This is a genomic window from Pontibacter sp. BAB1700, from assembly GCF_000277005.1.
In the GTDB taxonomy this organism is placed as follows: Bacteria; Bacteroidota; Bacteroidia; order Cytophagales; family Hymenobacteraceae; genus Pontibacter; species Pontibacter lucknowensis.
The window spans coordinates 1-22989 of sequence record NZ_AKIS01000038.1 but is presented as its reverse complement, the minus strand read 5'-3'; the positions used below and the strand labels follow the sequence as shown (position 1 = coordinate 22989).

Annotated in this window: 20 protein-coding genes and 2 pseudogenes; 6 read left to right on the top strand and 16 right to left on the bottom strand. The window is 53.6% G+C overall.

Going from position 1 to position 22989, the window contains the following annotated elements; translation table 11 throughout:
• Complete coding sequence (locus O71_RS05275) at positions 1-3177, top strand: efflux RND transporter permease subunit (protein ID WP_007654038.1); 3177 nt, start codon at positions 1-3, stop codon at positions 3175-3177.
• 10 nt (positions 3178-3187) lie between these two features.
• Entirely contained in the window at positions 3188-4606 is a 1419-nt protein-coding gene (locus tag O71_RS05270; protein WP_007654030.1) for an efflux transporter outer membrane subunit, read from the top strand.
• Position 4607: 1 nt separating this feature from the next.
• On the opposite strand, the gene O71_RS05265 is transcribed toward O71_RS05270, so the two are convergent.
• Positions 4608-5546, bottom strand: a complete 939-nt coding sequence (locus O71_RS05265) for a DUF389 domain-containing protein (protein ID WP_007654021.1) — start codon at positions 5544-5546, stop codon at positions 4608-4610.
• A gap of 224 nt (positions 5547-5770) precedes the next feature.
• On the opposite strand from O71_RS05265, the gene O71_RS05260 reads away from it, so the two are divergent.
• Entirely contained in the window at positions 5771-6616 is an 846-nt protein-coding gene (locus O71_RS05260) for a hypothetical protein (protein ID WP_040573710.1), read from the top strand.
• An 86-nt stretch (positions 6617-6702) separates the two neighbouring features.
• A complete protein-coding gene (locus tag O71_RS05255; RefSeq protein WP_007654017.1) occupies positions 6703-7071 on the top strand; it encodes a hypothetical protein in 369 nt (122 codons plus the stop codon).
• Between the two features lie 63 nt (positions 7072-7134).
• Here the strand turns inward: O71_RS05255 and O71_RS05250 are convergent, their stop codons facing one another.
• The 3 genes from O71_RS05250 to O71_RS05240 all read right to left on the bottom strand — a co-directional run bounded on the left by O71_RS05250 (position 7135) and on the right by O71_RS05240 (position 9229).
• Complete coding sequence (locus tag O71_RS05250) at positions 7135-7623, bottom strand: hypothetical protein (protein WP_007654015.1); 489 nt, start codon at positions 7621-7623, stop codon at positions 7135-7137.
• Positions 7624-7636: 13 nt separating this feature from the next.
• On the bottom strand, positions 7637-8788 hold the full coding sequence (locus O71_RS05245) for a zinc-dependent alcohol dehydrogenase (RefSeq protein WP_007654013.1): 1152 nt from the start codon (positions 8786-8788) through the stop codon (positions 7637-7639).
• 261 nt (positions 8789-9049) lie between these two features.
• Complete coding sequence (locus O71_RS05240) at positions 9050-9229, bottom strand: DUF1059 domain-containing protein (RefSeq protein ID WP_007654011.1); 180 nt, start codon at positions 9227-9229, stop codon at positions 9050-9052.
• Positions 9230-9467: 238 nt separating this feature from the next.
• Between O71_RS05240 and uvrA the strand changes: the two genes are divergently transcribed.
• Entirely contained in the window at positions 9468-12011 is a 2544-nt protein-coding gene (gene uvrA, locus O71_RS05235) for an excinuclease ABC subunit UvrA (protein WP_007654009.1), read from the top strand.
• A 12-nt stretch (positions 12012-12023) separates the two neighbouring features.
• Here the strand turns inward: uvrA and O71_RS05230 are convergent, their stop codons facing one another.
• Positions 12024-12704 (bottom strand): hypothetical protein, encoded by a 681-nt coding sequence (locus O71_RS05230; RefSeq protein WP_007654007.1) that lies wholly within the window; start codon positions 12702-12704, stop codon positions 12024-12026.
• Positions 12705-12996: 292 nt separating this feature from the next.
• Here O71_RS05230 and O71_RS05225 point away from each other — a divergent pair, with 292 nt between their 5' ends.
• Positions 12997-13518: a GAF domain-containing protein gene (locus O71_RS05225; RefSeq protein ID WP_007654006.1), complete on the top strand. Its 522-nt coding sequence runs from the start codon at positions 12997-12999 to the stop codon at positions 13516-13518.
• 87 nt (positions 13519-13605) lie between these two features.
• On the opposite strand, the gene O71_RS05220 is transcribed toward O71_RS05225, so the two are convergent.
• The 11 genes and pseudogenes from O71_RS05220 to O71_RS27085 form a co-directional block, all read right to left on the bottom strand.
• The gene (locus O71_RS05220; protein WP_202800205.1) at positions 13606-14514 is read right to left on the bottom strand and encodes a RagB/SusD family nutrient uptake outer membrane protein; all 909 of its coding nucleotides are present in this window, start codon (positions 14512-14514) and stop codon (positions 13606-13608) included.
• A gap of 23 nt (positions 14515-14537) precedes the next feature.
• The gene (locus tag O71_RS24560; RefSeq protein ID WP_202800204.1) at positions 14538-14921 is read right to left on the bottom strand and encodes a hypothetical protein; all 384 of its coding nucleotides are present in this window, start codon (positions 14919-14921) and stop codon (positions 14538-14540) included.
• 27 nt (positions 14922-14948) lie between these two features.
• The gene (locus O71_RS26335) at positions 14949-15875 is read right to left on the bottom strand and encodes a TonB-dependent receptor domain-containing protein (RefSeq protein WP_202800203.1); all 927 of its coding nucleotides are present in this window, start codon (positions 15873-15875) and stop codon (positions 14949-14951) included.
• Positions 15872-17356 carry a TonB-dependent receptor plug domain-containing protein gene (locus O71_RS26330; protein ID WP_202800202.1) on the bottom strand — a complete coding sequence of 495 codons (1485 nt, stop codon included), beginning with the start codon at positions 17354-17356 and terminating at the stop codon, positions 15872-15874. The genes O71_RS26335 and O71_RS26330 overlap by 4 nt, the downstream gene beginning before the upstream one ends.
• Positions 17344-17958, bottom strand: coding sequence for a carboxypeptidase-like regulatory domain-containing protein (locus O71_RS26325; RefSeq protein ID WP_202800201.1), 615 nt, complete (start codon positions 17956-17958; stop codon positions 17344-17346). Before O71_RS26325 ends, O71_RS26330 begins: the two co-directional genes overlap by 13 nt.
• Positions 17959-18010: 52 nt before the next feature.
• Positions 18011-19210: an anhydro-N-acetylmuramic acid kinase gene (locus tag O71_RS05210; RefSeq protein ID WP_007654005.1), complete on the bottom strand. Its 1200-nt coding sequence runs from the start codon at positions 19208-19210 to the stop codon at positions 18011-18013.
• Between the two features lie 147 nt (positions 19211-19357).
• Positions 19358-20037 (bottom strand): annotated as a pseudogene (locus tag O71_RS05205) (ABC transporter ATP-binding protein).
• Positions 20038-20063: 26 nt separating this feature from the next.
• Positions 20064-21146: an ABC transporter permease gene (locus tag O71_RS05200; protein WP_369750887.1), complete on the bottom strand. Its 1083-nt coding sequence runs from the start codon at positions 21144-21146 to the stop codon at positions 20064-20066.
• Positions 21125-21322: a hypothetical protein gene (locus O71_RS27090; RefSeq protein ID WP_369750886.1), complete on the bottom strand. Its 198-nt coding sequence runs from the start codon at positions 21320-21322 to the stop codon at positions 21125-21127. Before O71_RS27090 ends, O71_RS05200 begins: the two co-directional genes overlap by 22 nt.
• A gap of 2 nt (positions 21323-21324) precedes the next feature.
• Positions 21325-22401, bottom strand: a complete 1077-nt coding sequence (locus O71_RS05195; RefSeq protein WP_040573701.1) for an efflux RND transporter periplasmic adaptor subunit — start codon at positions 22399-22401, stop codon at positions 21325-21327.
• Between the two features lie 256 nt (positions 22402-22657).
• Positions 22658-22989, bottom strand: a pseudogene (locus O71_RS27085) (gamma-glutamyltransferase); the annotation flags it as partial.

Here is a 22989-nt window from a genome sequence, read left to right as displayed (position 1 = left end):
ATGTTTGATATTTTTATACGCAGACCTATTCTCTCACTGGTTATCTCCCTGCTGATCACACTGCTGGGGGTGCTGGCCTTCTATACCTTACCGATCGCGCTTTTCCCGGATATTGCCCCACCCTCTGTCTCGGTGCGTGCCAAGTTCAGGGGTGCCAATGCCAATGTGGTTGCCAACACGGTTACATCGCCGCTCGAGAAAGCGATAAACGGGGTGCCGGGCATGACCTACATGTCTTCGGTATCGAGTAACAGAGGTACGTCCAGTATCAAGGTATATTTTGAGTCGGGTACCGACCCGGACATGGCTGCCGTAGAGGTGCAGAACCGCGTGTCGACCGTTGTGAATGACCTGCCCGAAGAAGTCGTGCAGGCGGGTGTGAGCACCGAGAAAGAAGTGGAAGGCCTGCTCCTCTACATCGACGTCACGAGCGAGGACACGGAGCTGGACGAGAAGTTCATCTACAATTTCGCTGACCTCAACATTCTGCAGGAGCTGCGGCGGGTGGATGGCGTAGGCTTTGCAGAGATCATGAGCACCAAGGATTACTCGATGCGGGTATGGCTCAAGCCCGACCGCATGACCGCCTACAAAGTCTCCACCGACGATGTCATCCAGGCCATCCAGAACCAGAACATAGAGGCCGCTCCCGGCCAGGTAGGGGTAAGCTCCGGCAAAACGCCCCAGATGCTGCAGTATGTGCTGCGCTATACCGGCAAGTTCTTCGAACCCGAGCAGTACCAGAAGCTGGTGATCCGGGCGAATGAAGACGGCTCGGTGCTCCGGCTCCGGGATGTGGCCAATGTGGAACTGGGCAACCTGAACTACGGCCGTATCTCCAAGACCGACGGACAACCGGCCGCCTCCATCATGATCATACAGCGGCCCGGCTCCAATGCCCGCGACGTGATCAATAGGGTGAAGGAGCGTATGGTGGAGCTGAAGGGCAGTACCTTCCCGCCCGGTATGGATTACAAGATCACCTATGATGTTTCGCGCTTCCTCGACGCCTCCATCAAAAATGTGTTGATGACGCTGCTGGAAGCCTTCGTGCTGGTGTTCCTGGTCGTGTTTCTCTTCCTACAGGATTTCCGCTCTACGCTTATACCTGCGCTGGCCGCCCCGGTGGCCCTGATCGGTACGCTCTTCTTTATGGGCCTTCTGGGCTTCTCACTCAATCTGCTCACGCTCTTTGCGCTGGTGCTGGCCATCGGTATAGTGGTAGATAATGCCATTGTGGTGGTGGAGGCGGTGCACGCCAAAATGGAAACCGAAGGCCTGCCGCCACGGGAGGCTACTTTCGCTGCGATGCGGGAGATCGGCGGCGCCATCATCGCAATCACGCTGGTGATGTCGGCCGTGTTTATACCTGTCGCTTTTATGTCGGGGCCGGTTGGTATTTTCTACCGCCAGTTCTCGCTTACGCTGGCCATCGCCATCGCGATATCAGGTGTAAACGCCCTCACCCTCACTCCTGCTCTTTGTGCCATTATGCTGCGCCACACACATCACGAAAAGAAGAAGAAAAAGAGTCTGTTGCAGCGCTTCTTTGGTAGGTTCAACCATGCCTACAATGCCTTCGCCCGGAAGTATAGCAACAGCATCTCGTTCATGGCCGGGCGCAGGCTGATCACGGTGGCCCTGCTGCTGTTCTTTTTTGCGGCGACCTGGGGCATCAACAGCATTTTACCTACAGGCTTTATTCCGGTTGAGGACCAGAGCGTGGTGTATGTCGACATCACCACTCCGGCAGGTGCCACCGTAGAGCGCACTGAGCGGGCACTTGATTTTATCAACCAGTCTGTTTCAGGTATGGACGAAGTGGAGTCTTTCTCATCCCTGGCCGGCTACAGCCTCTCCACCGGTCTTTCAGGTGCCTCCTATGGCATGGCCATGGTCAACCTGAAGGAGTGGAATAAACGCGACATACCGATTCACGAAACGATCCGCAGGCTGGAGGAAAGGACCCGGCATATTACCGATGCACAGATCGAGTTCTTTATGCCCCCTACCGTACCGGGTTTTGGTAACTCGAGTGGTTTTCAGATGAAAGTACTCGACCGCACCGGCAGCGGCAACCTGCAGCGCATGGACGAGGTGACGAAAAAGTTTGTGGCCGCCTTGAAAGCAGCCCCGGAGATCAGTTATGCCGGTGCGGAGTTTGACCCGAACTTTCCGCAGTACATGATCCATGTGGACCAGGACATGGCAGCAAAAAAAGGCGTCACCATCAAGCAGGCCATGAACACGCTGCAGACCTTGGTCGGGGGCTTGTATGTATCGGATTTTGTGCGCTTCGAGCAGATGTATGATGTGATGGTGCAGGCAGATCCCCGCTACCGTACCCGCCCGGAAGACGTGCTGAAGTTGCAGGTGAAGAACGATCAGGGAGAGATGGTCCCTTACTCCACTTTCATTAGCATGGAGCGCATCTACGGACCTGAACAGCTCTCGCGCCACAACATGTATACCTCTGCCAAAGTGAAGGGAGGCCCTGCACCCGGTTACAGCAGCGGCGACGCCATTGCCGCCATCGAACGGGTAGCGGCCGAAACGCTGCCCCGCGGCTATACCTACGACTGGTATGGCATGACCCGCCAGGAAGTGCTCTCCGGCGACCAGGCCATTTACATCTTCCTGATCTGCCTTGCCTTTGTGTACCTGCTCCTGGCCGCGCAGTACGAAAGCTTCCTGCTGCCACTGCCGGTCATCCTGTCGCTGCCTGCCGGTATTTTCGGCGCCTTTGCAGGCCTTTATGTGCTGGGGCTGCAGAACAATATTTACGCGCAGGTGGCCTTGATTATGCTCATTGGCCTGCTGGGTAAAAACGCCATTCTGATCGTGGAGTTTGCCGTGCAAAGGCGGCAGGAAGGCAAGTCCGTGCTACAGGCGGCGGTAGAGGGTGCTACCGCCAGACTACGCCCCGTGCTGATGACCTCCTTCGCCTTTACCGCCGGTCTGATACCGCTTTGCATGGCAACAGGAGCCGGCGCCCTGGGCAACAGGTCGATCGGTACTGCAGCGGCCGGCGGTATGATCGTGGGTACCATTGTGGGGGTTTTCCTGATACCGGGCCTCTATGTGTTGTTCGCCAGCATGATGCCGAAGAAGAAGGACAAGCAGCGACTCCCGGATCCGGTTACAGAAGAAATGGAAATGTCTGTTTCTCAAAACTAAGCTATTGACTATGTTTTCAACAACATCTACCTATAAGTACTTTTTCATTTTCCTGCTACTGGCTTTTACCAGCAGTTGCAAGGTGGCTGCGCCACCAGAGCTGCCTGCGCTGGCCGACATGCCTGCCTCTTTTGACGAGCGCACCGACTCCACCAGCCTGGGCGACATTTCCTGGAAAGAGTTTTTCAATGACCCGCATCTGGTGCAGCTGATCGATCAGGCGCTCGAGAACAACCAGGATATGTTGATGGCGGTGCAGCGCATCGAAGTGGCCAGGGCAAATTATGTTGCCGCCAGCGGCCGGATGCTCCCCTCCCTCGACGCCCGCTTCAGAGCCCGGTCAGGCAACATTTACAACAACCAACTCAACGGCACCATCTACGGCGACCGCAATACCGTTACGCAAACTCAGAATCATTTTCTGGGCTTGCAAAGCACCTGGGAGGTGAATCTGTGGGGCCGCCTGAAGAACCAGAAAAAAGCCGCTTACCTCCGTTTTATGGCCTCAGAACACGGGCAGCACCTGCTTACCACCACCCTGGTAGCCGAGGTGGCCCGGCTGTACTACGACCTGCTCGCCCTTGACAACGAACTCGAAACCATTGAGCGAAACATTGAGCTGCAGGAAAATGCCCTGGAGATCATCCGGATACAGAAGATCGGTGGCCGGGCAACCGAGCTGGCCGTGCAGCAGTTTCATGCGCAGCTGCTCCGTACCCAGAGCCGCGGCTTCGAAAAGCGGCAGCAGATCGTGGAAACTGAAAATCAGCTGAACCTGCTCCTGGGTCGCTTTCCGCAGCCCATTGCCCGGGGTGAGTCGATCCTGAAGCAGCACCTGCCCGAGGTGGTAGAAGCCGGTGTGCCTTCCGACCTGCTGCGCCGCCGCCCTGATATACGCCAGGCTGAGCTGCAGTTGGTGGCAGCCAAAGCCGATGTGGCCTCTGCCCGTGCGGCTTTTCTGCCGGCTTTTACCATCACGCCATATGCCGGTTTTCATACCCGGCACCTTCCCTCTCTTTTCAATACGCCGCAGTCACTGGTGTTTGGCTTTTTGGGTGGTCTCACTGCCCCCATTTTCCAACAGCGCCAGATCCGCACCGATTTTGACCGCACTGCAGCCCTTAACCAGGAGGCTTTCCACGCCTATCAGAAAAGCATTCTGACCGGCTACCAGGAAGTGGCCACCAACCTGCAGAAACTGGAGAACTACAGGCAGGCCTATACCTTGCGGGAGCAGGAAGCGGAGGTATTGACAAACGCCGTCAGCACTTCCAACGATCTGTTTATGGCAGGCTATGCTTCTTACCTGGAGGTGATCACGGCACAGGGCAACGTGCTGGAGGCTGAGCTGGGCAAAGCCAATGCCCGGAAAGAACTCTTTATGGCTGTGATCGATCTCTACCGCTCCCTGGGCGGGGGCTGGGAATAAGTTATATGGCGATGCGCCGCTTATGTCGCAGCGCTTTTATACCTGCGAAGAACAGGTATGAGATGCCAAGGATCAGGGCAATGTCGACCAGCCAGCGCTTGGTAGCCGCCCCCATCGTCTCAACGTCACCTTCCACCAGTGCCATGCCGATGATGGATGCTGAAGGTACGAGCGCCAGGCCGATCATGACGCCAGACGTGAAAACGGAGCGCTTGGTGGCAATCAGCACGGCACCCGCCAGACTCGCCGCCGCCGAAGCGATGACAGATGTGGGCGTAACAGTGGTCCAGTACTTCAGGAGTGGCTGCGAGAGCTGGTAGTAGTCGGCCTTGCCCGGTAACGGGTCTGAGCCAAGGGCCTGCAGCAGCAACGAGGTCAGGGCGGCCGACACGATCAGGATCAGGTAGATCAGCAAAAAGTCCCACAGGCCCTTCTTCCATACCATCTGGCACTGGCAGGTCCAGCCAAGCGTCATGCGCATCAGCGGCATAAAACCCGGCGCCACCAGCATCCCCCCAATCACTACGTGAATCGCATTGGTGGCAATGCCCACCGCCGCCAGTATACCTGATGCGCACACCAGAAACAGCAGGATCGTATTGGCGTTGCTGTCTTTACTGATAATGGTCTCCATTTCTTCCCAGCTGGCCTCCACCCAGTCGCGGTCCAGCTCCTTCGATTTTTTGGCGTCCACTAAACTGTCGGGCTCACTGCTCATGGTTGACACACCTGCAGGCTTACCCAGCTCATAGCGGTCGAGCAGGCGCATCACCTCCTGCAGGGACCGGGAGGTAACCGTGGCCGAAACCACATCCCCCGGCGGGCTGATCGACACCCCTTTCTGTAGCCGCATGCTCACCAGTCCGTCTATTTCCTGAAGATCGGCCAGCAGCCTGTCTGTTTTCTCAGGTGATACTGTTATATCTATATTCCGTGCCATGAGTCTCTAATTTTAGATTTACCCTTAACGGTAAAGAACCAAAAGGGATGTATTCAGACTTACAAGAAAGCGCAGACACACCGGCCTCCACCACCTGGCCTAACCTATCCCTATCCGAGTCGTCTGCCGGATGCCTGGTACGGAGGCTGTTGAACAGGCTGAACAAGAAGGTAGCCGAAGGGCCGGAAATTGCGTTAATTTGCATATCAAAGCCGCTCCGTTTTATGCCTACTAACCGATTTCTGCCCCGCGACAAAGCCGCCGAACTCCTCCAGGTCATCCATACATCCGAAATCAGCACAGAGTACGACCGTGACAGGCACCGGCTGACCATACTGGATGGTGCGGGTATGGCGCAGGCCCAGTTTCGGCTGCCGATCCCGGTGCCTTATGCTGAAGCCGGCACAGGTATAGCCGAAGCCGGGCAGGTGCACTATGTGATGCTGCTGATTCAGGCGGGTAACTGTGCCATGGGTTATTTTGAGAACGGGCGCTGCCTCAACCACAAGGTTTTCCGCTCATACATGGTGCGCAAAAAGCAAGGCAAAAGCCAGATCAAATACCTCAAGACCAAAGGTAAGTCTAGGGCTGGCTCACGGGTGCGGCTGGGCGAAACCGCTGAGTTTTTTGAGAATATCAACAGCCGCCTGCAGGAGTATTTTCAACAGCATCGCATCGATCGCATCGCCATCAGCTGTTCCAAGACCCTGCTCCCTTACCTGTATACCTCCGCTGTTCCAACGCCATTCGACAAGCGTGATCAGCGGCTTTTCAAAATTCCGAAGCACATCCACACGCCCATTTACGAAGTGCTGCTCGACGCCAACCGCTTTCTGCAGCGCGGCGAACTGATCCCGCTCACCGAGGCAGGCTTTGAGGCTGTACCTGTGCTGCGTGATTTCCTGCAGCACCATGCGGACGACAGCATGACAGAAGAAGCGGAGGATACAGCCGATGCATTGGTGGACGAGGTATACATAACCGATGATTGGGAAGAAGACGAGATGAGCGCTGACGAACTATACTTTGAGGAAGATGAAGAGGATGACGATATCATCGAATGGGACTAGAGTGCATTCTGTCGCACTCACATACCTTCAGGCTCCGACTCTTAATGGTTCCTTTACGTAAGCAGACCAATAGACAAAAGAAAACCATGGAAGATCAGATCAACAGAGACATGGCTGTGTTCGAGCAGATATGCGAAATAAATGAATTAGACCCGCAAGCAATTGAAGAGGAAGCGCAAAGCCGGTTTCCGGACAAGTTCAAAGTTGGGAAAGATACGGAGCGGCTCATCTGGACAGCCTTTGACTCTCGTGCCAAGTCACTTATCAGTCAGGTTGTGCAGGAAACGAGCCATGATGCTGAACAACTGACAGGCACGATCTATACCATTGACGGAGACCCGGCTGCTCCCGCTTTTGTCATAAACGAAGACGCGATCCGCAGCCAGTACAGTCCGGACAAAGCAGCAGAGATTATCGATGCGCTCGGGAAGGTGCAGCTTCCGGTTACCGGCTAAAACACGAAAGGCAGCTACCATGCGGCAGCTGCCTTTCCTCTTGGCTATTGTCTAACCCTTCAGCTAATCCTTTTTGCGCGTAAGTAGCACGACGGCAGCGGTCGTAACCAGTGCCAGCACCCCTACTTTCTGGATCAGGCCGCTGCGGTTGTGTTCCCAGTCAGCCTTCCATCCTTTTTCGGCAAATATGTTAGGCACCTTGCCACCTGCAAAGTCCTCGATCACGCCTTCTACCACGTTCACGCGGTCTGCCATCAGCAGTGGCAGCCAGTGCAGGTAGCTGTTCTCGCTATGCTTGAAGGCAAAGCGCCGGATCATACCGCTGAGGCCGCTTGGTGGCATGGAAGTGCCGAAAACGGCTGTCACGTTAGGGCGCTCGTTAGAATGCAGCACTTCGATGTTGATGTCCTGCTGTGTCGGACGATCCCAGCTGTAGCCTTCCTGCTCCGCGTCGGTGCGGTGTTTCATGGGGTAGGTCGGATCGTTTTTCGGATCGGCATCTATGCCCCAGTTTTTTATATGTGAATAGTCTTTTGGTGTCTTATTTTCCATGATTGTCTCCTTTCTATCTGGCTGATGGTGGAATAAGTACAGGCTTAATGCAATTATCCAGTTTCTCTGAGAAAATGTGGTAAGCATCGGCCACGTCCTCCAGTGGTACACGGTGTGTGATCAGTGGTTTCGGGTTGATAACGCCATTCTGTACATGGTCGATCAGCTTCGGCAGCAGGCGTTTCACAGAGGCCTGGTTTGCCCGAATCGTGATGCCTTTGTTCACCACATTACCGATCGGCACGAGGTTATCCGTAGGGCCATACACTCCGACAATTGACAAGATACCACCTTTCTTGAGCGAGTTCACAGCCCAGTGAACTGCGGTAGCAGAGCCTGCTTGTAAAAGCAGTTTGCGACCTGTGATTGTCTGCATCAGGTTACCGCTTGCTTCTGCACCAACGGCATCGATGCATACATCTGCTCCCATCCAGTCCGTGGTCTTCTTAACGAACACCACCGGATCATCCATCTCTTCATAATTGTAAGCCTCGCAGTTGGCGTAGTTGCGCACAAACTCCAGTCGGTATTCCAGTTTGTCGATCACGATCACACGGCCAGCTCCAAATAGCCAGGAGCAGCGTGCGGCCATGATGCCAATTGGGCCAGCGCCAAAGATGACCACTGTGTCGCCTTTCTGAATGCCGCCCATTTCAGCAGCCTGGTAACCAGTAGGCACCACGTCGGTCAGCAGCACGGCATCGTCCGGATCCATCCCTGGAGGTATAACAGTTGGCCCTACATCTGCATAGGGTACGCGCACATACTCGGCCTGTCCGCCGTCATAACCACCTGCTGTGTGTGAGTAACCAAAGATACCACCTACAGCGGTCGCCTGCGAGTTGGATTCGTGGCAGTTGCCGAACAGGCCCTGCTTACAGAAATGACATTTGCCACAGGCGATGTTAAAGGGCACGATCACCATGTCGCCTACTTTCAGCTTCTGCACTTCAGAGCCGATCTCAGTTACTTCGCCTATAAATTCGTGTCCGAAGGTCATACCCACACGGGTATCGGGTACGTTGCCATTGTAGAGGTGGAGGTCAGAGCCGCAGATGCATGAGCGCGTCACGCGCACAATGGCATCCTGGGGATGCAGAATCTTGGGCTCTGGTTTTTCGTCAATGCGGACCCGTTGCGGCCCGCGATAGTTCATTGCCAGCATAAGTTTGTTTTCAGTTTGTATTCAAATTGTGTTTCTCTTCCGCCTGTACAGGCTTCTGAATTATGTTTAAATAAATACTACTCTATACCTTAATGGTTACGATAATTGGATTTTTAAAAGAAATACCTATATACCTATACTATTATACAACAGGCTTAAAAAGGCTGCAAAGCTTGTTTTCATTTTGCTCTTCAACACAAAAATGGCACAGACCAATGCCTGTGCCACTCCTTACTGAAAAATGGTGATCTGGAGCTGGACTTACCGCTGACCGTCATCCCTGATCTTGGTTTTAATCTGCTCGGCCATTTCGGGCGTCACATCCACGTGATGCACATCGTGTGCATGTTTTCCGGCCTGTGCCAGCACTTCCTGTTCGCTGTTCGCTTTTATCTCGGCATTGCAGTCAAAACCGACATCCCTGCATTTTAGTGTTTTCATGATGTAGATGGTTTGGTGTATGAACTGGATTTTGTGTAATAAATCAAATGATTCAACTAATTTATACCTAACTGTTTATCAATAAGTTATATTAATCACAATCTATTCAGAATTGCTATATCGCCGTATTTTGTGAAGCGGCTATACCTTATCATAAAACCAAATCCTCCGTACACTCAATCATTTTCAATTGCGCTAAGAAGCTATACCTTCGCAGCAAAGTGATTCACAAAGGCGTATGATTTCAGACAAACAAAACCAGGGCACAAGCAGACAGTTTAAAGGATTTGTGGAAGTACGGGGAGCGCGGGAGCACAACCTCAAGAATATCAACCTGTCGATACCTCGTGATGCACTGGTTGTTTTTACCGGCGTATCAGGTTCTGGTAAGTCGAGTCTGGCCTTTGGGACACTCTATGCCGAAGCGCAGCGTCGCTACCTGGAATCGGTTTCACCCTATGCCCGCCGCCTGTTTCACCAGATGGCTGTGCCCGAAGTGGACGCTATTGACGGGCTTCCCCCTGCCGTGGCCCTGCAGCAGCAACGCGGCACGCCCACTACCCGTTCCTCGGTCGGCAGCGTCACCACACTCTCCAACCTGCTGCGCATGCTCTACTCCCGGGCCGGCGACTACCCGGAGGGACAGTCCATTATTTATGCCGAAGCTTTCTCTCCCAACACTGCCGAGGGCGCCTGTCCTACCTGCCACGGACTGGGGCGAATGTATGATGTCACCGAAAAATCGATGGTGCCGGATGACTCCCTTACCATTCGGGAGCGGGCGATCGCTGCATGGCCCACTGCCTGGGGCGGACAGAACCAGCGCGACATCCTGGTAACGATGGGTTTCGATGTGGACAAGCCCTGGCGTGAGCTGCCGCAGAAAGACCGCGACTGGATTCTGTTCACAGACGAGCAGCCTGTCGTGCCGGTATACCCTGGCTATACCCCCGAAGAGACACGCCGCGCCCTCAAGCGCAAGGAAGAGCCCAACTACATGGGCACCTTCAGCAGCGCCCGCCGGCACGTGTTCCACACCTTTGCCAACACCAACAGCCCGCTCATGAAAAAGCGGGTGATGCAGTACATGCTCAGCACCGACTGCCCCACCTGTCAGGGCAAGCGCCTGCGGCCGGAGTCTTTGTCGGTCAAGTTTGCCGGCTATGATATCACAGAGCTTTCACGGCTGCCGCTGAAAAGAGTGCAGGCTGTGCTGAAGCCTTTTGCGCAGGGTACCGAGCCGGGGCATGCCCGTACGGAAACTGAGCATCCGGAGCAGGCCATCGTAGCCAAGCGCATTGCGGATGACCTCTGTGCCCGCATCGAAGTGCTGCTCGACCTGGGTTTGGGCTATTTGTCACTGGAGCGCAGCACCCCTACCCTCTCCCCGGGCGAACTGCAGCGCCTGCGTCTGGCCACGCAGCTTTACTCGCACCTCTTCGGCGTGGTCTATGTGCTCGACGAACCTTCCGCTGGCCTGCACCCCGCTGACAAAGTAGCGCTGCTCCGCGCCCTCGATGGACTCAAAAAGGCAGGGAATTCACTGTTTATCGTCGAGCATGACCTGGCCGTGATCCGCCATGCCGACTGGATTGTGGATGTAGGGCCTGCTGCCGGAGAGAAAGGTGGAGAGATCCTGTACAGTGGCCCGACTGAAGGTTTGCGGCAGGTAGAAGCATCCCGTACAGGCGAGTATTTATTTAGAGAAGCAAAAGGATTCAACTCCGATCCGCGTGTTCCAAAAGGCTGGCTGAAACTTAGCGATGTGAGCCGCAACAACCTGCACAGTCTATCTGCTGAATTTCCGCTTGGGGTATTCACAGCTGTGACCGGCGTATCAGGTTCAGGCAAGTCCAGCCTGGTGAGTCAGGTGCTGGTGGAACTGGTGGCCGCTCATCTGGGGCATCAGCTCCCTGTAGAGGAAGAGGAAGGAAACGAATTAGAGCGTGACATACCTGTTACGACCGGAGGCCATATCACAGCAGGTATGGAGGAGATCAAACGGCTGGTGCGCGTCGACCAGAAGCCGATCGGCAGAACACCCCGTTCCAACATGGCCACTTATACCGGCTTGTTTGATCATGTCCGTAAGCTTTTCGCCAGTACGCCGCTGGCCAAAAAGCGCCGCTACGATGCCGGGCGCTTCTCTTTTAACGTAGCCAAAGGACGCTGCGAGAATTGCCAGGGCGAAGGGTTCGTGATGGTGGAGCTGCTCTTTCTGCCGAGCGTATACGCCCCCTGCCCCGTTTGCCACGGCGCCCGTTACAATGCCCAAACCCTAGAAGTGACTTACCGCGACAAGAACATCGCCGAGGTACTGGATATGACGGTGGACGCGGCCTGGGAGTTTTTTGATGAAGAGCCGGTTGTGCACCGTGCGCTTACCATGCTCCGAGAGGTGGGGCTGGGCTACCTGCGACTCGGACAGCCTGCCACTGAGCTATCGGGTGGGGAGGCGCAGCGCATCAAACTGGCCACCGAACTGCAGCGCTCTCAGCGTGGCAACACCCTGTACATTCTGGACGAACCGACTACCGGTCTGCACCCAGCTGATGTTGACAAGCTGATGACCCAGCTCCACTATTTGGTAGATGCCGGCAACACAGTTATTGTGGTAGAACACGACATGCGGGTAGTAGCTGCCAGTGACTGGGTGATTGACATTGGGCCGGGTGCCGGTGAAGAAGGTGGCAATATTGTCGCAGCAGGGCCTCCTGCCCTTATCGCCAAATCAAAAGAAAGCAAAACAGCGCCCTATTTGAAGGCGCTGTCAAAGCGGTAATTAATCAAGCTCTTATAAAGCAAACAGAACATTCGCCTGCAGGATCGACTCGTTGAGTCCCGCTATACCTACCACATTGCGCCAGTAACGCCACTCCGAGCCGACGTATACCTTGCCGGGTTTGTCCCAGAAATTGCCTAAGTCCACATGCAGCTGTGGTTGCGTCAGGTACTGTGTGGTGCCCGGTCCGCGGTCGCCGATAAAATCCATGAAACCCCGGAAGCGGAAGCGCAGACGCTCTGAAAGCGGGATAGGAATGTCCCAGCTGGGTGTGAACTGGTACGTACCGCTGTACTCACTTCCATGCTGTTTGTAATAGTAGGTTTCCAGTTGCAACAGTCCCTGGCCGGGCAAACGGAATTTAAAAGCCGGTCCTGCCGTGTAGACAAAGAAATCCTCATCACCACCGAACAGCACGTTGATACCGCCCCCTACCAGCACATCGCTAATCGGGCCCATACCTATAGTACGCCCGGAGGCACGGCTCAGACTCAGTTTAGGATACCACTCCAGGTATAGGTTTGGGGCGGCCAGGCTGGCATCATTGAAGAGATCGGCAAATCCAAACTGCTCCAAAGCACCCAGATCACCAAAGTGTTCCAGTGTGACGGTAGCGAGCTGCCCGGACTGATTCAGGTCCCGGCCATAGAGTAGCTGCACATTGGAGCCGCCCTTGTAGTTTACCTGCGCCATTGCCTGACTGCTGAATACCAGCGCGAAAAAGAAAAATATAACTTTACTACCAGATCTATTGAGAAGCGTTCTTTTCATTCCTGACTGCGTGATGATTTACCCGAAAATCATAATGTGATTGCAAAGTTAGTGTTTACGGAGCGAATACATAACAATGTAAAAATCTAATACTTAGGCCAGATTACCTTATTCATACATCAACACAAGTACTTAGCAAATTGATATTTAACTTACTGGACTGATATCGTATAAATGTATAAATTTGTAAATTATTACTTTTTTACTTTGTGCGATGGAATACAGATTCGTGCATCATTGGAATTATGCGCTTGGGGAAGATGAGCACCGGATACTGGAATCCGCTATCTCGCTTACCACGCAGCCGCGCGACGAGTCTTTCCTGCAGCAGGCCGCAGACTTTATTGCAGCGTACACACAGGTACAGTATGTGCTGATCGGCAGCTTAAGTTTTGATGGCAATCATGTCATAACAAACGTATTTCTCAAAAATGGGGAGCAGCAGCCCAATATCACCTACCCCCTGCAATACACTCCTTGCGATGCTGTCATGACCCAGCGTTTCTGCTATTATCCCAATAACGTACAGCGCTACTTTCCGCATGACATGGAGCTGCAGGAGTTAAACATCGAGAGCTACCTGGGCAGCATTTTCCTGTCAGAGGACAGCGAGCCGGTTGGGTTGATCGCATTGATGAGTGACAAGCAAATCGAAAATGCCGCCTTTGCCGAACACCTCGTGTTGGTGCTGAGCCCTGCCATTGAGGAGGAGTTGATCCAGCAGCATAAGTCTTAAATACAGACATTAGTCCATTAAAAAACCTCTACTGCTGCAACAGTAGAGGTTTTTTTGTTTTATCACAAACAGGTATAGCGCAATGCTTTAAATAGCAGGATCGTTCGGTGTGTTCGGGTTGTTGCGACGCTCCTGATCCGGATACGGGTAGAAATTGCGGTTGCGTTCCGCCAGGTTATCAGGTGGCCCCGGCCGGTCGAAACGGCGGCTGTCCTCCCACTTCTGTCCGCTTAGGTATAGCTCTGCTGACCGCTGCTTGTATACCTCCAGCAGCAGTGCCTCTCTCGTCACGGGACCACTGTAGGCAGGCAAGCCGGCATGCACATTAAAAGGATCACCCGACGTCTGTGTCCTTACTTGGTTGATCAGTGCAAGCGCTTCGTCCAGAGAACCATTGTTGCGCAGGAGCGCTTCAGCTTTGATCAGCTTCATCTCGTCTGGCAGGTATACCGGAATGCTGGAAGTTTGCGTGTTGAAAAAACCTGCCAGGGTCATCACCCGGTCTCCTAACACATCAGCACCCGGCTCTGTCATGTAAAACGGGTACCGATCATCCCCTTCCTCAAACAGTGCATCGGGCAAACCAAATTGATCACGTGGTCTGAAATAGGCGAGGACAAAGACAGTATTGTAGATTGGATTCGGGCTCAGCGTGCTGTACACAAACTCAGAACGGACTGTCAGGTCCACTTTATCGGCATTAGAAATAGCTGCTTCGTAATTGCCCGCATAAAGATTATAGCGGGCATTATAAGCGTAGAGCGTATTACGGAGGTTGAAAGCAGGACCTGTGACCTGCGTCGTAAATTCCTGTGAGATGGGCGTAGCCTCTATCAGGGCGATGCCTTCGTTCAGGTGCGCGATGGCGGCTGCCAATACCTCAGCTCTCGAGTTGAAGGTTACTCTATCAGTACGGCTGGTTTCCAGGTTCGCCTGCTCAAATGCGATAGCCAGGTTGCCGAGCGCCATGGCATTGAACAGGTGCGCATGCGCCATCACCCCGCTCAGCGTCCCTCCTGTCAGGTTGGTATATTGGGAGCGTTCTCCAGTATCTGCTCACTCATCACCATCACACGCTGCATGCGTGACCAGAGTCCCAGTACGTTGCCATTGAATGTTGGCAGGTCAGATCCACCCGCTTCCAATTCCAGCACGTTTGTAAAAGTGGCCACCCCTTTCATTTCACGCCCCGTCACGCCCGGGTAGAGCAAAGCGGCTTCTAACCCTGATGTTGAGTAAAACTGACGCACCCCTACACTAAGGGCGATAATACCTTCGCGGGAGTTTAGTACTTCGATGTCGCTGGCAGCATTGGGGTTGGGTATATCCAGCTCACAACCGCTCGACAGCAGCAGGCAACCCGAGAGCAAACCTGCTTTTAAGTATGAAACTATATTTTTCATGTTGTTTTTCATTAGGTTGAAGAAGAATTAGAAGGTAAAGTTGAGTCCCAGGGCGTAGGTTCTGGGGATCGGTACCTCCACGAAGTCAAAGCCCCTCACGGCGTTGGTCTGACCGGCGGCATTTATCTCCGGGTCATAGCCACTGTAGTCGTCAATCGAGAACAGGTTACGCCCAGCCAGGCTGAGCCGCACGTTATTACCTCCCAGGAAAGCTGGCTTGAAGCTATAAGCCACTGATACCTCTCTCAACTTGATAAAGGAGCCGTCTTCAATGTAATTCTCAAATATCCCGAACAGCGCAGCAGAGGTTCCTTTCGGCACTTCTCCTCTTAGCTCCGGCTCATAACCAGCCAGTCCGCCATACAGGTCTCGCTCACCTACACGGCGCGTGAAGTTGAACACATCGAAACCGTAAACCGCATCAAACTGGGTGCGGAATGACAGGCGCTCACCCACTGAGATGTCGTTCACCCACGAGCCTGTCCAGTCGGGGTTAGGGTCACCGATCACTTTTGGCACTGTGGCGCCGATGGGCTGCCCGTTTTCGGGGTTGCGTCCTGCACGCTCAGGCTGTGGCAGACCGGTGGGGGTCAGCAGCAGCGTGCCATCCGGATTTCGGGCGAAATAGGTGCTGTAAAATGAACCAAGCGGATAACCGTCAACAGCCGCCACCTGCCCGAAACCACCCGGGAATGGCAACACACCACCAGGTATATCGTTCACTTCGTTTCGGTTGCGGGAGTAGATCAAAGTCGAGGTCCAGCGTACACGCTCCGTCTGAACAGGTGCGCCTGTGAGCATCAGTTCAAAGCCTCTGTTCGTCATTGTGCCAATGTTAGCGTATTGGTTAAGGAAACCGGAAGAAGGCGTCAACCCGATGAATAGCAGCAGGTCTTTCACATCTTTTTTATAGACAGAAAACTCCAGCCCTAGTCTGCCATCCAGAAAACTCATATCGCGCCGAATTCTGTTTCGACCTGCCGCTCTGGTTTTATACCTGTGTTACCTAAGAGTGTGGATGGGATCACGCCGGGAAGACCAGGCAATGAAACAGGGTTGTAATTGGTATAGCGCTCATAAGCGCCTATGGCTGTCAGGTTACCTGCCTGTCCGTAGGAGGCCCGCAATTTGAAAATGGGTATAATGTCACTGAGCCCCTGCCAGAAACTCTCATTCGAAACGAGGTAACTTCCGCTCAGTTTTGGGTAAAACTGCCACCGGTCTTCTTCTCCGAACGCAGAGGATACGTCGTAGCGGCCAGCACCCGTCAGGAAGAAACGGTCGCCGATGCCAAAAGTCTGCTGCGCAAAAAAGCCCATGATGTTGAGGTCCACCCGGCTATCATTTGAAACCACAGTTGCGCCGCTTGTACTGGTGCGGGCAATAGGTCCGAGTTGAGTGCCTGTTATAGCTGTCGTGTAGTGTTGTTCGGTTTGCACCGTACCGCCTATACCTGTCGTTGACTCCAGCCAATCGGTCAGTAAGGTACGGTAAGATACATTCAGGTCATTGTTGAGCAGATATGAAGTGCGGTCGGCACGGCGAGAGTAGCCCGCATCGTAGGATGGGGTCGTGTTGCCAACTGGTATGAAGCCCGTCGCAATCTGAGTGGAGTTATCGTATCCAATTACATAATTAATATTCAAGCCATTGGCCGGGGTTAGGTTCAGCTGAAAGTCACCAATAAAGCGGCTGGTGCGTTGTCCGAAATCAAAGCGGTTGATCGCTTCAAGTGGATTGGTGCGGCGCAGAATGGCAGTTGGTGCCGTCGAAGGGTAAATCCCATTTACCGGCTCTGGATTGATAAAGTTATTACTGAAAATAAATCCGGTCAGTGCACCATACGTTTCGAGCAGACCACCGTTCGGAATCTCTTCGCTGTCACTGAGTATGTAATTGGCTCCTAAGGAAACGGACACCCAGTTATTCACCGTCTGGTCAAGGCGCAAGCGGGCACCTCCCCGCTTAAAGGAAGTGTTGTCAATGATACCTTGGTTACTCAGGAAATTGCCGCTCATAAAGTACTGGGTATTTGCACTACCCCCTGAAAGCGACACATTGTTTTCAGTACCGAAGGCTGTCCTGAAAATCATGTCCTGGAAGTCGTATCGCGTAACAGGCTCCTGGGTGAGGTCTGAGGCGATGTTGTTGACAAAGCGGAAAGGGTACTGGTTGTAATCGAGCGTCTTGCGCACTTCATTTACACGAAACTGGGTGGAAACCGCAATTTTAGGGGCACCCTCCACACCGCGTTTGGTAAAGATCTGCACCACCCCGTTGCTGGCCCTTGAACCGTATATAGCAGCAGCTGCTGCGCCTTTTATGATCTCAATCCGCTCAATATCATTTGGGTTAATATCCACCAATCTGTTCTGCGCATACCCTCCCAGGTCAATCAGCTCGGGTGAGCTGTTGTTGATGATCACCCCGTCCACAATGTAAAGCGGGTCACCGGAACTACCACAGTACTGGTACCCCGCAGTCGCACGGAAATACCACCGGCCGGGTTACCGGAGTTCTGACTGATCTGCGCACCGGCCACCTTACCTGCCAGGGCCTGGTCTACGGAAGTGGCCACGCTGTTTTCGAGTGAGGCAGCAGAGACGGTGGAGATGGCATTGCCCAGCTGCTTTTTGCTGGTTGCTACTGATGTTCCTGTCACTACTACTTCATCCAAACCCACAATATCCTCCCGAATCTGCACGTCTACCTGCACCGTTTGCTGATCGCCCAGGGTAATGGGGCGTACTTCCGGCCTGAAACCTATGAACGAGAACGTGAGCTGATAACTACCCGGGGGTAGCGCTGCTGGCAGGTTGTATTCCCCGTTCACATCGGTGGCCGTGGCGATGTTGTTGTTCTGGAACTTTACCACCACGCCTGGCAGCGGTGACTTGGTGCGGGCATCGGTTACGGTACCCGTAATGGTGTAGCGTGCACCCTGGGCGATGGCCAGCTGACAGGCAGCAACCAACAGGAGGAAACACAGCAGGATAGCCTTTCCGGAGACCCTCCCAATCATGTAAATTTTTCTCATAGTGCCTCTTATTTTGTACTGTGTATAATTATGATGTATTGATGTTCAGAATTTACTCCGGCAAACTGATTTTCCCCATCAGTACAGAAGGCACCCGCCTCTTACCTGGACCGAACTCAATAGGCTCTCCCACCAGGCACTCGTTGGCCAGGGTGGCAAACAGCACCGCTTCTTTTGCATCCGGCGATACGCCAAGCTCGGCTGTGTCGCGCACAGTAGCACCTGGCAAAAGCGCCTTTATGTTCTGTATAAGCAGTGGATTGTGCATACCGCCGCCACTCAGGAAAATTTCAAAGTCAGAATCACCAAGTGAACGTGTCAGTGCCCCGCTGATGGCCACTGCCGAAAACCGGTTCAGGCTCGCCATCACATCTTCCGGGGACAGGTGCTCCGTATCGGATCTGCGCTGTGCCTCTGCCAGGTATGACAGGTTGAACAGTTCGGGGCCGGTCGTTTTAGGAAAGTCCTGCTCAAAGAAGGGATGGTAAAGGAGAGATGCCACCAGCGCCTGGTTATAGGTACCTTTCAATGCGATGGCGGAATCGGCGTCGTAGTAGGTGCCGGGAAACTGCTGCTGCACATAAGCGTCCATCAGCGTATTGCCAGGTCCTACATCGGTCGAGAAGATACGGCTCGTATCGAGGTCGCCTGGCAGAAACGTGAAGTTGGCTATACCCCCTATGTTGAGCATGATCCGGTTCTGGTCCTGTTCCGAGAAGAGCAGGTAGTCTCCGTACACCGCCAGTGGTGCGCCCTCGCCCCCTGCCGCCACATGCTTCTGCCGGAAGTCGCTCAGGGTGATGATGCCTGTACCCATCGCAATATGATCGCCATCGCCAATCTGGAGTGTCGCATCTGGCATGCCTGCTACACCATGCAGCGAAGCTGGTGCGTGGTAAATGGTTTGTCCATGACTGGCAATCACATCCACATCAGCAGATTCCACTCCCCACGTCTGCAGGCTTTTGTTGATGAGGTCGGCGTGGAAGCGCCCGATGTAGGCGTTCAGCAGGCAAACCCGCTCCAGGTCAACTTCCCTTTTAGAAAAGACTGCCTTTACTTCCCGCTTAAAAGTTTCATCGTAGGGCATGGTTACAAATTCACGCAGCTTCATGCGGGTTTGAGTACCATTTCCCTCAAACTCACAGAGTGCAATATCGAGGCCGTCCAAGGAAGTGCCTGACATCAGGCCAATAATGGTTCTTTTCTCTTTACCAGCAACTTTGAAAAGCTGCTCCAGCATTTTGTTCATAATTAATTTAACATAAGGGTGTTAACAGCCTAAAGAACCATAGATTCTTCATACGAAATATATAAGGCTTAGGTAATATATATGGGAGCGAATTTCAGCATAATCATGCAGAAACTCACAAATAGGCTATTGCTCTGACCTGTTTTCTTAACTCCGGATAATCCGCCCGTCCTCCATTTCGATGATACGGTGTGTATTTTCGGCAAATTCCGGGTCGTGGGTCACGATGAGCAGGGTTTGGTTGTGCTCCTCGGTAAGCTCCTTGAAGATATTGAAAACGATGTCGCTGTTACGCTTGTCGAGGTTACCGGTAGGCTCGTCCCCCATGATGATATGGGGTCGTTGATGAGAGCCCGGGCAATGGCCACCCGCTGCTTCTCCCCTCCTGAAATGCGGTAGGCCGACTGTTTGGCAAGTTGGTCTATACCCAGCATTTTGAGCCGCTCCATGGCGCGGTGCTCTACCTCCTGCTCGCTATACCTGCCCAGTTTCAGCCCAGGCAGCATGACATTGCGCAGCACCGTGAACTCGTTGAGCAGGTAGTGAAACTGGAAAACGAAGCCAATCTTCTCGTTTCGGATACGGGCCAGTTCGGGGTCCGGGCGGCCTGACATCAGTTCATTGTCTATGTACAACTCGCCGGTATAGTCGGTATCCATGGTGGAAAGGATGTAGAGCAGCGTGGACTTGCCGCAGCCCGACTTTCCGATTACCGACACAAACTCTCCTTTATTTATTGTAAAAGTGATATCGCGCAGCACCTGCACCGTCACAGGGTCATGAAACGCCTTGTTGACGTGTCGCGCTTCAAGTATGACTTCCTGCATGTTTTCGTCTCTGCCTTTCATGCCTCTTATTTGCCTCTGATGATCTCAACCGGGTCTACCTTGCTTGCCTTGCGGGCCGGGAAGAAACCGGCAAAGTACGTCGTGATTAGCGAGAAAGACCCACCAATGAAATAGTAGATCAGATCGTAGTTAACCGGGTACGTTTCGATGGTAGGCAATGCGGAGGTGTTGAAGGGGATGCTGTCGATGATGGCGGAGAAAATAAAGCCGAACAGTAGCCCCATCATACCGCCGAAAAAGCCGATGCTCATAGCAATGACCAGGAAAACCAGGTTCACATCCCGACCAGAAAAGCCAGTGGCCTTGAGTATGGCAATGGAGTCCATCTTCTCATAGATCATCATGTTGAGGATATTGAAAATGCCAAAGCCCGCCACGATCAGCAGCGTCACACCCACGGCATAGGATATGAGCGAGCGTACGTTGCTGCCTGTTTCGAACTGGGCGTTCGCGGTCTGTATGTCCTCGGCATCAACCTTAAAAAGCTGCGCATACTCGCGGGCCACGACCGGAGCCTGCTCCAGATCATGCAGCTTCACCTGGATGTCGGTCATGTAGTTGGCAGGCTTCCCCAGCAGCTTTTGAGTAGTAGCGATGGAGGCATAGCTCTGTACCTTGTCGATCTCCTGTATACCTGACTGGAAATAGCCTACCACCTTCAGCGGAAATCGCTCCCCCTGTGCCGTGGTTACCTGCACTACATCGCCTATATCGGCTACCAGTATTTCTGCCAGACCTTTGCCGAGTATGATACTATTGGCTACGTTCTTTGCATCGATGGCATCGCCGGATGTTACGTATTCCTGAAAATTGAACAGGCGGCTTTCCTCCTCCACATCTATCCCGTTGATCACGCCGGTGATATCAATGGTGCCTTCATTGTAAAAGACTTGGGCCAGCAGCTTGGGAGTAGCGCCAAGCACCCGCTCATCAGCTTTCACAGTCTGCAGGATAGGGCCGCTGTTATAGATCTCTTGCCGGGTGATGCCTGCCTTCACTGAACTGATAAAATTGTAGGAGTTTTTGTATTGGTCGACTTCATTCACCGGCTGATTCTCGCTGGGTTTTATCTCGTTGTAGAGCCGCACATGCGGGGTACGTTCAGGATCAGGCTGTCGAGCATGTCGTTGAGACCGTTCATAAAACCGAGCAGCGTCACGAACATGGCAATGCTGAAGGTCACACCCACGGCTGCCACCAGCGTCTGCCGCCAGCGGGCCAGCAACAAGGATTTTGCAATACTGAATATCAGTCTGAAATTCATCGCTACGGCTTCACAATCACATCTTCTCTGGACAAACCTTCCACTATCTCCACCTTCTGGTAGTCTTTCAGGCCAGTCTTCACCGGCACCCGCTCGTCTTTGCTTTTCAGCACATAGGCGCCGTCCACCAGGTAGTCGCGGGGTATGGTGAGGGCATCCTTTTTAGCTTGAATGACGATGTTCGCCTCTGTGGTGAGGTTGGGGTAGAGCGCATCGGGCATGGTCACAAATTCGGCCTCCACGGTAAAGGAGCGGGTACGCTCATTCATAGCCGGGTTTATTTTGGTGATACGCCCCTCAAACACCTGTCCCCGGTAGCTGTCTAGGTTGAGCAGCACCTGCTGTCCGGGCTTCACACGGGCAATGTCGTATTCATCCACCTGCAGCTCGAGTATAAACTCCTCGGCATCGCCCAGCACGGCAATAGGCACCTGCGGACTCACCAGTTCTCCTTTCTCGCGCAGCATGCTGTATACCTTGCCGTTGGTTTCGCTGCGCACGGTAAAGTCGCTGCTTTGGCTTTGACTGATCTGCAGGTTTTTCTGTGACTGACGGGCGGCAAAATCGAGCTGCTTTTTAAGGTCGTTGTAGCGAAGGCGTGCGGAGCGGTAGGCTGTAGCGGAGTTTTTGTAGGCCAGCTCCCGTTGTTCCAGTTCCACGCGGGTTCCGATCTGGTTTTCCCAGAGGTTGCGCTGGCGCACGAGCAGCAGGGAGTCGTTGCGCATACGGCTACGGGCCAGCTCGATATTTTCCTCCAACTCGGCCAGTTTCTCAGCATTGGCGCTCACACGGGCGTACTCAGCAGCCAGGCGGGCGTTTTCGGTACTCAGCCGGGCAGCCTCATTGCCGATGCGCACCAGCACCTCCCCCTGCTGCACGGTATCTCCCTCGGTCACCAGTATCTCCTCTATGATGCCGCTCACCACCGGGTATACCTGGTACTGGTTGCGGCTCTTCACCACACCCGATGCGTAGACCGACTCTGTAATATCCTCCACCGTGGGCTGAGTCGTTTCCCTATCCCCGCCGCAGGAGGCAAGGCAAACCAATAGAAAGGCCAGTTGAAAGTACCGTTTCATTGTCTTGATTTTTTGTGCGTAGTGGACATAGTTGCAGGCGGACTCACGCTTTACCAGAAAGCAGATTAGTGGCCGCTGCAAGGGTATCCCCGGCCTATCTTAACAGGCTCGTGTTACGCTTCAAATGTAAGGCATTCAGAAGAGCAATGCACTCCGGTCAGCCAGATTAATTCAAAATTATCTCAAAAAAAGCTGCTCCCTGTTTCATCTCCTGACAGCCCTGCTTTTAGCTTCTCTATTTAACAGATAAGGATATTCAGAAACCAGCCGCCGCATCATCCCCTCTGGGGTCTGCCCCACCCTCCAATCTGCCATCCGGGCGCACCAGTATACCTGCCGCCCTGCCTATTCCTCCTGATTTGGGGGCAATTCTGTGTCCTCTCCACCACATCTTCAGTCCTGTGCCAAAGCCCAGTGCTCCCCACTCGCAGAGTATCCAGTCTGGTTTCCACTGGTGGTGAAAGCGACCGGCGTTTACAGCCCCTGCATCGACATGTTATGCACTGTCACATTCAGGATGATCTGGTACACGGTGGTGATGATAGTGGACCCACCCATGCTGCCGATGATCAGGTGGAGTTGGCCGTT